This window comes from Streptomyces sp. NBC_00154 (assembly GCF_026342835.1).
Lineage (GTDB): Bacteria > Actinomycetota > Actinomycetes > Streptomycetales > Streptomycetaceae > Streptomyces.
Map to the genome: position 1 here is coordinate 744193 of NZ_JAPEMI010000001.1, position 13589 is coordinate 757781.

A 13589-nucleotide genomic window follows, 5' to 3' on the forward strand; every position below is an offset into this window, starting at 1 on the left:
CTGTCATGACTTCCCCCGTTCTCCTTGTCATCGCCCACGGCAGCCGTGATCCGCGGCACGCGGCGACCGTGCACGCGCTCACCGCGCGGGTCCGGTCGCTGCGGCCGGGGCTGCGGGTGGAGACCGGCTTCCTCGACTTCAACGCCCCATCGGTGCCGCAGGTCCTTCAGCGGCTGGCCACGGACGGAGCGAGGGACGTCGTCGCGCTCCCCCTGCTCCTCACCCGGGCCTTCCACGCCAAGTCCGACATCCCCGCGGTGCTGCACAAGGCCCGGACCGGACTGCCGCAACTGCACATCCGACAGGCCGAAGTACTCGGCCCGTCACCGCTGCTGAACTCCGCGCTGGAACAGCGCCTGTACGAAGCCGGGGTCCGTCCCGGCGACAGAAGCTCGACCGGGCTCGTCCTGGCCTCGGCGGGCTCCACAGACCCGGAGGCGATCGCAGTGATCGCTGAAATCGCGCGGGAGCTGCGGCACACCGGTTGGTGTTCCGTGCGGCCTGCGTTCGCCTCCGCTGCATCTCCCGCGGGGTTCCCCCGCACCGAGGACGCGGTACGGGCCCTGCGGGCCGAGGGCGTGCGCCGGGTGGTGGTGGCGCCGTACGTCATCGCGCCCGGCCGCCTCCCGGACCGTATCGCTGCGGGTGCCCGGGGGGCGGGGGCGGACGTACTGGCCGACGTACTCGGCCCTTCGCCGGAGTTGGCACGGCTGCTGCTGCGGCGCTACGACGAGGCGTGTGTGCCCCGCGTGGCGGCGCTCACCGCCTGACCGGGAACACCGAGCGCTCGGGAGAGCGGGCGACTGTCAGCTGAAGTCGAGACTGCCCGTGCGGGTGCGCTTGAGCTCGAAGAAGTCCGGGTAGCCGGCCATCACCCGGAGGCTGTCGAACAGCCTGGCCGCCTCCTCGCCGCGCGGGACGGAGTTGAGAACCGGGCCGAACCAGACGCCGCCGTCGACATGGATGGTGGGGGTGCCGACATAAGCGTCGGCCTCCGGGTCCTTGCCCGCGTCATGGCTGCGGCGCAGCGCCTCGTCGTACGCCGTGGAGTGCGCGGCGCCGGCAAGCCCGTCGGGCAGGCCCACTTCGGCGAGCGCCTGGGCGACCACCTCGTCGAAGTCCTCGTTCTTCTGTACGTGGATACGGGTTCCCAGGGCGGTGTAGAGCTCGCGGAGCACACCGTCGCCGTGGTCCGCGGCAGCGGCGACCGCGACCCGTACCGGGCCGATCGACCTGTCGACCAGTTCCCGGTACCAGTCGGGGAGTTCATTGCCGACGTTGTGCAGGAAGAGACTCATGACGTGGAAACGGAGTTCGATGTCGCGCTGCTGCTCCACCTCCAGCATCCAGCGGGAGGTGATCCAGGCGAACGGGCAGGCCGGGTCGAAGTAGAAGTCGACGGCGGTCCTGCCCGTGGCCGGGGTGCGGTGAGTGGTCATGCGTCGAGCCTATCCAGACATTGGCGTACAACCGCGGGCCATTCACCGTTCGTGCGACTGGGCCACTTTCAGGTGGCGGTCCAGTGCGGATCGCGTCCGCTGTGGGCCAGCGCCCGTTCGAACACCGGCGCCGAATCGGACACCGGGACCTCGTCGGCGAAGCCGTCGTACTGCCGGTAGAGCGCCGCGGAGCCGTCGACGACATCGAGGACGAAGGCTGCCGCCGCGTCGGAGAGCCGGAACTCCTGCCCGGTTGCCCGAGCCACGTCCCAGCTGTGCAGGGCCGTCTCCTCGATGAGCATGGCGGCGATCTCGGACGCCGGGGACGTCGAACCTCCGAGGTCGATCTCCCCCTCCCAGACCGCCGGGTCCGACCAGGCGGCGACGGCGCGGTCCAGTTGCGCCGCGTACTTCTCCGCCCAGTCGGCGTCCGCGGTGAAGTCACGGGTGGTGAGCTCGTCGGGAAGATCCTTGCGCAGGGCGCGGTGCTCCAGGCCGTACGAGGTGTAGAGCACCCAGTGGTTGATCAGCCCGCGCACGTCCCAGTCGCCGCAGGGCGTGGCGGAGGCGTCCAACTGTTCGGCGCGGACGGCGCGGGCGATACGGGCCGCCTCGGCGGCACATTCGGTCAGGTGAGCGTGCTCGTTCTTCATGCACAGCACGCTAGAGCGGCCGCTGGCGCGGGTATTGAAGAAAAGCGACAGCGGCCGGGTTTCCGGCCCGGTCAGGAGGCCGCGTCGATCAGTGCGGTGAGTTCGGCCACCGACATCGATCCGGGCTCCCGGCGCCCCCGCGCGAAGGCATTCGCGGTGCGCTGGAGTACGTCATTGACCGGTGTGGGCACCCCGTGCTCCCGGCCGAGCAGCACGATCTCACCGTTGAGATAGTCGGCCTCGATGGTGCCCGTACCCCGACTGAGGCTCTGCCAGGACGAACCGGCGCCGCGCGGGGAGCCGTCGCACGGCTCGAAGCGGATCCGGTCGCCGCGCGCCTTCGTCTGTTCCTCCTGGCCGACCGCGTCGATACCGGCGGCCGCCAGCACGGCCCGGCCCTCGGCGAGCGCCCGCTTGAACAGGGCGACGGCATCCTCTCCGGTGAGCAGGCCGGTGACGGCCTCGATCGCGTTGGCGAGGTTGGACAGCAGCTTGCCGTACTTCCAGCGCATCACGTCCGGCACGACCGGGGCGAGCAGCTTCGACTTCTCCAGGTCGGCGGCGATCAGCCGGGCCGTCTCGTCGGTCCCGGTGGGGTAGCGCCCCAGGTGCAGGATGCCGGTCAGCGGCGTTCCGGCCGCGGACACCTGGCCGGGTTCGACGAAGGTGGCGGGCAGCCAGACGCACATGCCGTACACATGCCGGAAGCGGCGCAGCGCGAGACGTTCGCTCTCCACGCCGTTCTGCGCGCAGATCAGCGGCAGCCGCTCGCCCGCGGTACCGCCGCCCGCCACCGGCCTGATGCTCCAGGTGTCGAGTGCGGCGGTGCTGTCCTGTGTCTTCACGGCGAGTACGAGTACGTCGTCCGCGATCAGGTCCAGTGCGTCGGGCCGGTCGACGACGGGGAGGGAGTGGGTACGAGGGCCGTCCGGCGTGGTGAGCCGGAGTCCGCCCGTGCGCAGCGCCTCGTACTGCGCGCCGCGCGCCACCAGGACGACGTCGTGGCCGGCCTCGGCCAGCCGTCCCCCTATGGCGCCGCCGACGGCGCCCGCTCCCACGATGATGTAGCGCATCCCGGCTCCGTTCGGTGCGGCCGCGTGTCACATATGGCGGTCAAATCCTATGCGGGGAGGCGGACGTGTCGAGGGCCGCCCACCGGGGTCGATCTCCACCGGCTGCACCGGCCGACCCGGATGTGCCCATGGCCGACCAGCTGGGCGCTCGGGATGCGCTGAGGCAGGAAGGTAGGATCCGGTTCATCGGTCCGGACACGCCCTCACCGCCGACCAGCTGGAGCAGGTTCTCTCCCCGACCGGGATCGCCTCGGTGCAGAACCGCTTCTCCTCGACCGTGCGTCGGACCCGGTGCTGAAGCTCTGCCAGATCCATGGCCTCGCTTCTCCGCCCTGGTTCCCGCCGGCCGACGGCGCCCCGACCTTTGACGTCGCCGAGGCGCCCGCCGGGATCGCCGAACGGCACGGTGCCACCCGCGGGCAGATCGCCCTCGCCTGGCTGCTGCACCGCTCCCCCGCACTGTGCCCGACGCCGGGCCTGGGTTCGCCCAACCATCCGGCGGAGGCCCTCGGGGCTGCGGAGATCCGGCCGTCCGCCGAGAACATGAGTCGCCTGGAAGCGCTCGCGCCCGCATGAAGGAGTACCCGCCCATGACCACCACCGCCGCCGCCCTCACCACCTCTGTCTCCGCGGCCCCGGTGCCGGTGATCCGGGCCGACGGGGTCCGGCTCGTCCGAGACGGCAACGTCCTGCTCGACTCGGTCTCGATGACCGTGCGCAGCGGTGAGCACTGGGCCCTGCTCGGCGCCAACGGTGCCGGAAAGAGCACGCTGCTCGGGCTGCTCGGCGCGGTCACCCACCCCACCCACGGATCGGTGGAAGTCCTGGGACGCACGATCGGACGGGTCGACCTGCGGGAGCTGCGGACCCTGCTGGGGCACGTCAACCCGCGTCATCCGCTGCGTTCCCCGCTGTCGGTGCGCGAGGTGGTGCTCACCGGTCTGACCAACTCGGTCGAGCCGGTACCGCGTTGGTCCGCGAGCGCCGAGCAACAGGAACAGGCCGGCCGGCTGCTGAAGATGCTGGGCATGCAGGGCAGGACCGGATCGCGCTGGCCGTCGCTCTCGCAGGGCGAGCGGGGCCGTACGCTCATCGCCCGCGCTCTGATGCCGCAGCCGCGGCTGCTGCTTCTCGACGAGCCGGCCACCGGTCTGGATCTCGCTGCCCGCGAGCAGCTGCTGGACGCCCTGGACACCTTGCGCCAGGAACACCCCGAGCTGGCGACTGTCCTGGTCACGCACCATCTCGAGGAACTGCCCGCCTCCACCACGCATGCGATGCTGCTTCGGGCGGGGCGGTGTGTGGCCTCGGGTCCGGCCGACGAGGTGCTGACCACGGCTCAGGTCAGTGACTGCTTCGGACATCCGGTGCGGATCGCCCGTACGGACGGCCGGTGGACGGCGCGGGCGCAGCGCGTCACGCGCGGCTGACGGCAGTCGACCGCCGTCGGACGCCGTCAGCCGTCGGACGGTTCGGCGCTGAACGACGTGGCCTGGTGGAAGTAGAGGAGCCAGCCGCGCCCGGTCAGCCGCCACAGTGAACTGCGGTGAGCCCTGAGCCCCTTGTACTCGGAGTCGAAGGTCAGATGGACGAGTTCGTCGGCGAGCTGGACACCGCGCATCCGTGACGCGGTGAGCTGTCCGGGCCGTGGGGCCTCGTCCGCGGTCAGCGAGGCGATGGTCGCGTCGCGGTCCCAGAAGCGGCCGGCGGTGTCGATCTCGCGGAACTCCGGGTGCAACACCTGGACGAGGAGATCGGCGGAGCAGCGCACCAGCGGGTCGAGGAGTCTGAGTTCGCCCTCGACGGCGGCGGCCACGCCGGGCGGCGGCTCAGTCACGCGTCATCTCCACGAGTTTGGCGACGGTGTTCCAGTTACGTGTGGTGGCGGTGAGGCCCTTGGTGAGGGAAGGACGGTGGAGCGCCTCGGCAAGCTTGGAACGGCCCAGTCCGTCGGGGGCATAGAGGTAGAGCGCACGGTCGCCGAGCCGGAACTCCTCCGGGCGGAAGGCGTCGGCGTCGATCGCCGCGAAGCGTGTGGCGTCCACCGGCCGGTCGAAGTAGGTGACGTGCAGCTGCTTGCCCTCGAGGGCGGCGGCCGGGAACGGGCAGGCCTCGGCGACCGATCCGAGATAAGGGCCGTTCCGGATCAGACACGGGACGGCGAAGCCGAAGCGTTCCTCGATGGCCTGCTCCAGCTGTGCGGTGAGCGCGTCCTGGTCGCCCGACGCGCTGCTGAAGACGGCATTGCCGCTCTGCAGGTACGTACGGACATCCGCATGGCCCAGCTCCGTGAGGAGTGTGCGGAGTTCGGCCATCGGGACCTTCTTGTGGCCGCTCACATTGATCCCGCGCAACAGCGCCGCGTACCTGGTGGTCATGGCCACACCATAGGACGATCCGCCGGGGGTGTGCGGCCGCCGCGCCCCGTGGGGGAGAGCGCGGCGGCCGCCGTCTCGGTGGTGGCCGCTACTCGACGATCTTCAGCAGCTTGTTCGGCGTTCCCTCGGTCGCATTGGAGATCGCGTCGGGGGTGGCGCCGTCGGTGAGGGCCGTGGCGACCTCCGCCGGGGTGGCGTCCGGGTGTCCGGCGAGGTAGACGGCGGCGGCACCGACGACGTGCGGAGTCGCCATGGACGTACCGGAGATGGTGTTCGTCGCGTCGTCGCTGTCGTTCCAGGACGAGGTGATGTCCGAACCCGGGGCGTAGATGTCCACGACCGGGCCGTAGTTGGAGAACGACGACTGCTCGTCGTCCACCGTGGACGAGGCGACCGTGATGGCCTCCGGGACGCGGGCCGGGGAGCCCTCGCTCGCGTCGGCGGACTCGTTTCCTGCGGCCACCGCGAAGGTGACTCCGGAGGCGATGGCCTTCTGGACCGCGGCGTCGAGAGCCGGATCGGCACTGCCGCCGAGGCTCATGTTGGCGACGGACGGACCCTCGTGGTGCGCGGTGACCCAGTCGATGCCGGCGACGACCTGCTCGGTGGTGCCCGAGCCGGAGTCGTCCAGGACCCGGACGGCGACGATCTTCGCCTTCTTGGCGACGCCGAACGTCGCACCGGCTATGGTGCCGGCCACGTGCGTCCCGTGGCCGTTGCCGTCGTCCGCGCTGTCGTCGTTGTCCACGGCGTCGAAGCCCGAGCTCGCCCGGCCCTCGAACTCCTTGTGCGTGACGCGGACACCGGTGTCGATGACATACGCCGTGACGCCTTCGCCCGCGCTGTCCGGGTAGGTGTACGCATGGTCGCCGGCGGTCCCGGTCTGGTCGATCCGGTCGAGACCCCACGACGGCGGGTTGTCCTGGGTGGCGTCGATGTGGAACTTCTTGTTCTGGACGACCTTGGAGACGGCCGGGTCGGCCGCGAGCTGCTTGGCCTCGGCCTGCGAAAGGCCGCTGGCGGAGAAGCCGTTGATGGCGGAGCTGTAGGTGCGCTTCAGCTTGCCGCCGTACTCCTTGGCGAGCTTCGCCTTGTCGGCCTTCTGGTCCAGCATCACGATGTAGCTGCCCGAGACGGCGGTCGCCGCGTCCGCACCGTAGACCGTCCCCATCGCGGGAGCGGGTGCGGCTCCGGCGTAGGACGTGCCCAGCAGGGTGACTCCGGCAGCTGCGGCCGCCGCGGTGATCGCCGCGGTCAGCTTGGTCCGGGATGTGCGCTTGTGCATGGCCATGAAGAGGGGTCTCCTCGGCATTGTTTGTGGGGGGATTGACCCTCGGGCGGAAGATCTCCGGGGGCTGGCTCGAAACCCTCGCCGATTGACACGCTCAGATCAACCCCTTCATGCAGCTGTGACTTACTCAACAAGGTTTCGTAATAAGAAATCGGCCAGCGATGGTCAAGTCGGGCGACCGGCCCCAACGCCCCACACACGTATGGGGCGTTGCACGTGCGTGGGACGCACAGTGGAGAAGGACCTCGGTCGGTCCGCCGGGCCTCAGCGCTGGTAGCGGGCCAGTACCCGGTTCCCGTCGTCGACCAGGCGCCTGTTCAGCTCGTCCCGGCCGATCGCCCCGCTGTAGTACTCCTGCAGCGCGGGCGTGGCGACCTTGTCCTTCCACTCGGGGTATCCGCGCACCGACTGGGCGGGCGCCGAGCGCAACCCCTTCGCCAGGGCTGCGCCGGTCGCCCAGCCGTTCTCGGTGGTGTGCAGGGCCGGGTCCGCGAGCGCGGCCGTGCCGGTCGGCAGCATCCAGTCGCCCTCTGCCAGGCGCACCATGTTCGGCGGACGCAGCAGGAAGTCGATGAACTGCGCGGCCGCCTTCTTGTGCGGGCTGGACTCGGCGACGGAGAGGGTCTGCGGGCTCACGCCCTGGGCGAGCCCGTCGCTGCCGGCCGGGGCGGGCAACACCTTCCATTCGAAGCCCTCGGGGGCCTGCTCGACGACCTGCTGACGGTACGAGAACCCAAGCGGGACCATCGCGTACCGCCCACCGAACAGCCCGGGGAGGGTGTCGGAGCCGCCCATGCCGAGCGCGGTGCGGGCAGCGCTGTGGTCGGTGTCGACCTGGTCGCGGATGGTGCCGGGGACCACCTGGTCGCCTTCGTCGAGGCGGATGGTCACCTTGCCGTCGGCGCCGCGGTGGAAGAGCTGTCCGCCGCTGGAGAGGCCGAGGTTGAGGGTGACGGAGACGGGTTCCTTCAGCGGCCAGGCGATGCCGTACGTCGCCTTCCCCTTCCCCTTGCCCGTCAGCTCCTTGGTGACCTGCCGGAATTCGTCCCAGCTCCACGGGTTCGCCGGGGTCGGGATACGGACGCCGGAGGCCTTGAGGATCTTGGTGTTGGCGATCAGGACCCGGGACTCCTGCAGGAACGGCACCCCGTAGACACCGTCGCCGAAGGTCGTGGTCCGCCAGCTCTGCTCCGGGATGTCGGCGGTCAGCCGGTCGGGCAGGAGGGCACGCAGATCGGCGAGATAGCCGCCGTACGCGAAGTCGGCGAGGTCGTCGGAGGCGTCGTGGATGACGTCCGGAGCCTCGTCGCCCTCGAAGGAGGTGAGCAGTTGGTCGTGGACACTGTCCCAGCTGCCCTGCACGTACTCGACGTGGATGTCGGGGTGGGTGGCGTTCCACTCCTTGACCAGCTGCTTGTTGGCGTCGACGGACTCCTTCTGCCAGGCCAGCGACTGGAAGCGCAGTTCGATCTTCCCGTTGGTGTCCGTTCCGCCTCCGTCACCGCTGCAGCCGGTGAGCAGCAGGGCCAGCGCGGTGGCCGCGGCGGCCGCCGTCCGTACCAGTGGGCGCATCAGCTCTTCACCGCCCCGGCGAGCATGCCACCGGTGATCCGGCGCTGGATGACCGCGAAGAGGACGAGGGAGGGCAGGGTGGCGAGGAAAGCGGCGGCGGCGAGCGGCCCGAGTTCGGCCGCGCCCTCCGCGCCGAGGAAGTGGGTGAGTACGACCGGCAAGGTCTGCTTCTCCGGTGTCTTGAGCAGGACGAGTGCGAAGAAGAACTCGTTCCATGCGGTGATGAACGCGAAGAGTGCGGTGGCGACGATTCCTGGGGCCAGCAGCGGGACGGTGACCGAGACGAGCGTCCGCAGCCGGCTCGCGCCGTCGACCGAGGCGGCCTCTTCGAGTTCGGGCGGTACGGCACGGACGTAGCCGACCAGCATCCACAGCGCGAACGGCAGCGCCCAGACGACGTACACCATGATCAGCCCCCACAGGGAGTTGATCAGATGCAGATTCTTGAGAATCAGGAAGAGCGGAATGATCAGCAGCACGAAGGGGAACGCCTGGCTGACCACGACCCAGCCGGTTGCGGCCGCCGAGAGCCTGGTGCGATGCCGGGCCATCACATAGGCCATGGGCGTCGCGATGACGACGGCGATCAGGGCGGCGGACAGTGCGGCGATCAGTGAGTTGGCTGCGGCCTGGAGCAGCGGCTGTTCGTCGAAGGCCTGCCGGAAGTTGTCCAGGGTCGGATGCTCGGGGATCCAGGTGGGGTGCAGGGAACCCAGTTCGCGGGCCGGCTTGAAGGCCGTGGAGATCAGCCAGAGGAACGGGAACGCCAGGAAGACGAGGTAGCCCAGGAGCGCGACGTACTGTCCGGTGCGGGCGGATCTGCTGGTACGGAGGCTCACTGGTCCTCGCCTCCCCTGAGCCGGCCGACGAGATGGAGGGCGAGGACGACGGAGATCACCGCGACCATCACACAGCCCATCGCCGCGGCGTAGCCGAACTGGCCGTAGCGGAAGGCCTCCTCGTAGGCGAAGAGCATCGGCAGCCTGGTCCGGCCACCGGGGCCGCCGTTGGTCAGGACGTAGACCAGGGCGAACGAGTTGAAGTTCCAGATGAAATTGAGGGCGGTGATGGCGAGCGCGACCGGTCTCAGAGCCGGCCAGGTGACGGTACGGAACCGGCGCCAGGCTCCCGCGCCGTCCAGGGCGGCCGCTTCGTGGAGTTCGTGCGGGGTGTTCTGGAGCCCGGCCAGGAGCGCGACAGTGGTCTGCGGCATGCCCGCCCAGACACCTACGACGATCACGGCGGGCAGTGCGGTGGCCAGTCCGGTCAGCCAGTCCCGGCCGTCACCGAACCCGAGATCGCGGATGGTCTCGTTGAGGACGCCCGCGTCCGGGTTGTAGACGAGCCGCCACATGATGCCGACGACGACTTCGGGCATGGCCCAGGGGATGATCGCGAGGGCCCGCGCCAGCCAGCGCATCCGCAGGTTCTGGTTGAGCAGGAGGGCGAGGCCCAGCGCGAGCAGGAACTGCGGGACGGTGACGCCGACCGCCCAGACGAGGCCGATCCGGAACGAGTCCCAGAACAGGGTGTCGTGAAGCAGGTCCTGGAAGTTCAGGCCGCCGACCCACTGGGTGGACCGGGTGCGGCCGGACTGGGCATCGGTGAACGCCAGGGCGACGCCGTAGAGCAGGGGACCGACGCTGAGGATCAGGATCGGGATCAGGGCGGGCAGCACCAGGAACCAGGTGCCGGCGTTCCGGTTGATCCGCGGAGCCTGTCTGCCCTGTCTGCCCCGTCGGGACAGCGGACTGCCGGGCGGACCGTGCTGTCCGGACTGTACGGTTGCATTCGCCAACGTCATGAATTCGACCCCCTTGCGTCATTGGATCGCTTTCACCCAGTTCCGGCCGCTCAGGTGGCCCCCGCCATGGTGCTGACGGGTCGTCGGTTCGTCAAGGTGGCGTGCACGGATGCGAAAATCGGACCATGAACGAGATGCGTGCGCGCGAGGTGCTGACCGCTGCCGGACTCTCCGGCGACACCGAGCTGATCGCGCTGGGCGAGAACGCGGTGTTCGCCGTCGGCGACCTGGTGGTCAAGGTCGGCCGGGACGCCGTACAGAACCCGGAACTGCGCAGCCGGGCCGAGCGCGAGGTGGCCGTCGCGCAGTGGCTCGCCGCTTCGGGCATCCCCGCCGTGCGGGCGGCGGAGCCGGAGGCGCGGCTTGTCGAAGGACACCCGGTGACGGTCTGGCACCGGCTCCCCGACGCGGTGCGCCCCGCCGAGCCGCGGGATCTGGCGCCGCTGCTCACCCTGGTCCACGCGCTGCCCGCCCCGGACGGACTGGCGCTGCCGCGGCGGGAGCTGCTGGGTGGGGTGGAGCGGTGGCTGCGGATCGCGGGCGACGCGATCGATCCGGCCGACGCCGCATATCTGCGGGAGCGGCGGGACGGGTTCGCCGCGGCCGCGGCCGCATTGGTGCCGCATCTGCCGCCGGGGCCGATCCACGGTGACGCACTGCCGCGCAACGTGCATGTCGGTCCGGACGGGCCGGTGCTGGTGGACCTCGAGACGTTCTCCGCGGATCTGCGGGAGCACGATCTGGTGGTTCTTGCGCTGTCCCGCGACCGGTACGGGCTGGCGGCGGAGGCGTACGACGCGTTCACCGCAGCGTACGGCTGGGACGTCCGGGAGTGGGACGGCTGCGCGGTACTGCGCGGGGCCCGGGAGACGGCCAGCTGTGCGTGGGTCTCGCAGCATGCGCCGGGCAACCCGAAGGCGCTCGCGGAGTTCCGGCGCAGGGTTGCGTCCTTGCGTGACGGTGACCCCGAGGTGCGGTGGTATCCGTTCTAACGGTTGTGCCGGGGTCGCCCGGCGGCCGCTTTGTCCTCAATCTCCCCTATGGCCTCCAGAGCATGGAGGACCACGGACTCGGGTCTGCGGGCGGGCTCGGGTTTGCGGGTGGGGTTCAGGTGGTGATCTGCGCCGGTTCCCGTACGGGCCAGTGGGGGTCGATCACTGCGTCCGGGGTGCCCTTGCGGCGCAGGAAGGACTGGAAGCCGGACGCCCAGTCCGCGTACCAGGTGATCTGACGCTCGTGCAGTTCGGCCGCCGTCAGCGCGGCCACCGAGCCGTGCCGTTCGGCTATCGCGTACGCCACGCGCACCGCGGCCAGCGCGTCCGCGCCCGCGTCATGGGCTCCGCCGTGCACCACCCCGTACTCGACGCAGACCGCCTCCAGCGTCCGCTTGCCCTTGCGGTAGCGGTCGACCGCCCGATCGATCGTGTACGGGTCGACGACCGGACCGATCCCGCCGCCGTCGAGCCGGTCGCTCAGCGACGGCAGTCCGTGCCGGCGCAACTCCGCCGTCAGCAGCGTCAGATCGAAGGCCGCGTTGTACGCGACGACCGGCACCCCCTGGCGCCAGTAGCCCGCGAGCGTCTCGGCGATCTCGTCCGCCACCTCGCGCGCCGGCCGCCCCTCCGCCGCCGCCCGCTCGCTGCTGATGCCGTGGATCGCCGAGGCCTGTGCGGGGATGCGGATCCCCGGATCCGCCAGCCAGGTGCGCTGCCGCACCGGCTTCCCGTCCCTGCCGTCGACGCCGACGACCGCAGCCGTCACGATCCGGGCCTCCAGCGGCTCCGTACCCGTCGTCTCCAGGTCGAAGCCGACCAGCGCCTCCCGGTGCCAGCTCATCCCGTACCTCCTTCGTGGTGCTCTCCCCCAGGTGATGACCACCCTGCCATGCACCACTGACAACGGTCTCAGGCGGTTGGCTCAGGAGACGGGGCGGGAGTCCGTCCACACGGACTCGAACTCCTCGCGGTAGGTCTCGAACAGCCCGTGCTCGTTGTCCTGCCCCGCGCGGACCACCGCCCGGCCTCCGCCCCGCAGCACCAGCACCGGCGCCTCCATGCCGCGTGCGCGCCGCAGATACGGCTGGACGACGCCCACCGCGTCCGCCCCGTCACCGTCCACCAGATAGGCCGTGAAGCGCGGCGTCTCGTCGAAGACATGGATCTCGAAGGCGCCCGGGTCACGGAGCTTGGAACGGACCCGGCGCATATGGAGGATGTTCATCTCCACGGACCGGCTCAGCTCGCCCTTCTTGAGGCCCAGTTCGCGCTCGCGGCGCTTGACCGCACTGCTCGCAGGGTTGATGAAGAGCAGCCGGATCCGGCAGCCCGATTCGGCCAGCCGGACGAGCCTGCGGCCGGAGAAGTTCTGCACCAGCAGATTGAGGCCTATGCCGATCGCGTCGAGGCGGCGCGAGCCGCCGAAGAGGTCCTCGGCGGGGAGCTGGCGCTGCAGCCGGACCCGGTCGGGGTGGATGGAGACCACATCCGCGTAGCGGTCGCCGACCAGTTCCTCGACGGCGTCGACCGGCAGCCGGTCGGCGGACGGCACCGCCGCGCCGCTGCCGAGGATCTCCAGGAGCCGCGCCGAGGCGCGCTCGGCCTGGGCGAGAACTGCCTCGTTCAGTGCGCGGTTGCGGGAGACCACATTGCGGGCGACCTCCAGTTCGTCGAGCGCCAGCTCGACATCGCGCCGGTCGTCGAAGTACGGCTCGAAGCACGGCCAGTGCTGGATCATCAGCTCCCGCAGCTGCGGGAGCGTGAGGAAGCTGAGCACATTGTCGTCGGCCGGGTCGAGAAGATATCCCTTGCGGCGGGAGACCTCGCGCACGGCGACGGCGCGCTGCACCCATTCCTGCCCGGCGGGCCCCGCGGCAGCGACCACCCAGTCGTCGCCGTGCACCGGTTCGTAGATGGGCCGCAGCACCGCGGCGACAACGGCGCGCAGCCGCTGTTCCACGAGATTCAGCCAGATGTAGGCCCGCCCGGCGCGCTGGGCCCGGGTCCGGACCTCGCTCCAGGCATCCGCGCCCCAGTCCAGTTCGGCGCCGATCTCCATGGGCTGCGCAAGCGATACCGCCCCGGGCGGGGCGTCGACGGATTCCCCCTCGTGACCTGCGTCACCTGGGGGCAGCTCGAACCCTCCCGAGCTCACCCGCGCACCGCCTTCCGCTCCCCCACCAATGATCAAGGAAGGGTACTCCGGGAGCGGGAGCCGGTGCAGCCGGATGCACAGGCTCCTTTCCCAACTCCCCCATGACTAAAGCCTGTTCCCGATGGCAAGATCTGCCGGAGTGAGCGGATTCACGGTGATTGGGCACCCCGTCAGGTGCCGCATACCGGACGTGTGCCCCGGTCAGGTTCTCGGATTCCGGTTCCGGGCG

Annotated in this window: 15 protein-coding genes; 4 read left to right on the plus strand and 11 right to left on the minus strand. The window is 70.3% G+C overall.

Going from position 1 to position 13589, the window contains the following annotated elements; translation table 11 throughout:
• Nucleotides 1–5 precede the first annotated feature (5 nt).
• Entirely contained in the window at nt 6–770 is a 765-nt protein-coding gene (locus OHA03_RS03320) for a sirohydrochlorin chelatase (protein WP_267000538.1), read from the plus strand.
• Nucleotides 771–806: 36 nt separating this feature from the next.
• Here the strand turns inward: OHA03_RS03320 and OHA03_RS03325 are convergent, their stop codons facing one another.
• The 3 genes from OHA03_RS03325 to OHA03_RS03335 all read right to left on the minus strand — a co-directional run bounded on the left by OHA03_RS03325 (nt 807) and on the right by OHA03_RS03335 (nt 3165).
• On the minus strand, nt 807–1439 hold the full coding sequence (locus tag OHA03_RS03325) for a DsbA family protein (protein WP_267000540.1): 633 nt from the start codon (nt 1437–1439) through the stop codon (nt 807–809).
• 68 nt (nt 1440–1507) lie between these two features.
• Nucleotides 1508–2092 (minus strand): TIGR03086 family metal-binding protein, encoded by a 585-nt coding sequence (locus tag OHA03_RS03330; RefSeq protein WP_267000542.1) that lies wholly within the window; start codon nt 2090–2092, stop codon nt 1508–1510.
• A gap of 71 nt (nt 2093–2163) precedes the next feature.
• On the minus strand, nt 2164–3165 hold the full coding sequence (locus OHA03_RS03335) for a ketopantoate reductase family protein (protein WP_267000544.1): 1002 nt from the start codon (nt 3163–3165) through the stop codon (nt 2164–2166).
• Nucleotides 3166–3456: 291 nt separating this feature from the next.
• On the opposite strand from OHA03_RS03335, the gene OHA03_RS03340 reads away from it, so the two are divergent.
• Together OHA03_RS03340 and OHA03_RS03345 are read left to right on the plus strand one after the other, a co-directional pair.
• On the plus strand, nt 3457–3741 hold the full coding sequence (locus tag OHA03_RS03340) for an aldo/keto reductase (protein WP_267000546.1): 285 nt from the start codon (nt 3457–3459) through the stop codon (nt 3739–3741).
• A 14-nt stretch (nt 3742–3755) separates the two neighbouring features.
• Complete coding sequence (locus tag OHA03_RS03345) at nt 3756–4595, plus strand: ABC transporter ATP-binding protein (protein ID WP_267000548.1); 840 nt, start codon at nt 3756–3758, stop codon at nt 4593–4595.
• Between the two features lie 26 nt (nt 4596–4621).
• On the opposite strand, the gene OHA03_RS03350 is transcribed toward OHA03_RS03345, so the two are convergent.
• The 6 genes from OHA03_RS03350 to OHA03_RS03375 all read right to left on the minus strand — a co-directional run bounded on the left by OHA03_RS03350 (nt 4622) and on the right by OHA03_RS03375 (nt 10210).
• Nucleotides 4622–5002, minus strand: coding sequence for a nuclear transport factor 2 family protein (locus OHA03_RS03350; RefSeq protein ID WP_267000550.1), 381 nt, complete (start codon nt 5000–5002; stop codon nt 4622–4624).
• Nucleotides 4995–5543, minus strand: a complete 549-nt coding sequence (locus tag OHA03_RS03355; protein ID WP_267000552.1) for a DUF1697 domain-containing protein — start codon at nt 5541–5543, stop codon at nt 4995–4997. The genes OHA03_RS03350 and OHA03_RS03355 overlap by 8 nt, the downstream gene beginning before the upstream one ends.
• A gap of 88 nt (nt 5544–5631) precedes the next feature.
• Nucleotides 5632–6834 carry a S8 family peptidase gene (locus tag OHA03_RS03360; RefSeq protein WP_267000554.1) on the minus strand — a complete coding sequence of 401 codons (1203 nt, stop codon included), beginning with the start codon at nt 6832–6834 and terminating at the stop codon, nt 5632–5634.
• Nucleotides 6835–7098: 264 nt separating this feature from the next.
• Nucleotides 7099–8406 carry a sugar ABC transporter substrate-binding protein gene (locus OHA03_RS03365; protein WP_267000556.1) on the minus strand — a complete coding sequence of 436 codons (1308 nt, stop codon included), beginning with the start codon at nt 8404–8406 and terminating at the stop codon, nt 7099–7101.
• A complete protein-coding gene (locus OHA03_RS03370; protein WP_267000558.1) occupies nt 8406–9245 on the minus strand; it encodes a carbohydrate ABC transporter permease in 840 nt (279 codons plus the stop codon). The genes OHA03_RS03365 and OHA03_RS03370 overlap by 1 nt, the downstream gene beginning before the upstream one ends.
• On the minus strand, nt 9242–10210 hold the full coding sequence (locus tag OHA03_RS03375) for a carbohydrate ABC transporter permease (RefSeq protein WP_267000560.1): 969 nt from the start codon (nt 10208–10210) through the stop codon (nt 9242–9244). Before OHA03_RS03375 ends, OHA03_RS03370 begins: the two co-directional genes overlap by 4 nt.
• A gap of 125 nt (nt 10211–10335) precedes the next feature.
• On the opposite strand from OHA03_RS03375, the gene OHA03_RS03380 reads away from it, so the two are divergent.
• On the plus strand, nt 10336–11202 hold the full coding sequence (locus OHA03_RS03380; protein WP_267000562.1) for a phosphotransferase enzyme family protein: 867 nt from the start codon (nt 10336–10338) through the stop codon (nt 11200–11202).
• Between the two features lie 115 nt (nt 11203–11317).
• Here OHA03_RS03380 and OHA03_RS03385 read toward each other — a convergent pair whose 3' ends face one another.
• Nucleotides 11318–12046, minus strand: coding sequence for a 3'-5' exonuclease (locus OHA03_RS03385; protein ID WP_267000564.1), 729 nt, complete (start codon nt 12044–12046; stop codon nt 11318–11320).
• 81 nt (nt 12047–12127) lie between these two features.
• Nucleotides 12128–13360 carry an SAV2148 family HEPN domain-containing protein gene (locus OHA03_RS03390; RefSeq protein WP_267000566.1) on the minus strand — a complete coding sequence of 411 codons (1233 nt, stop codon included), beginning with the start codon at nt 13358–13360 and terminating at the stop codon, nt 12128–12130.
• Nucleotides 13361–13589 lie beyond the last annotated feature (229 nt).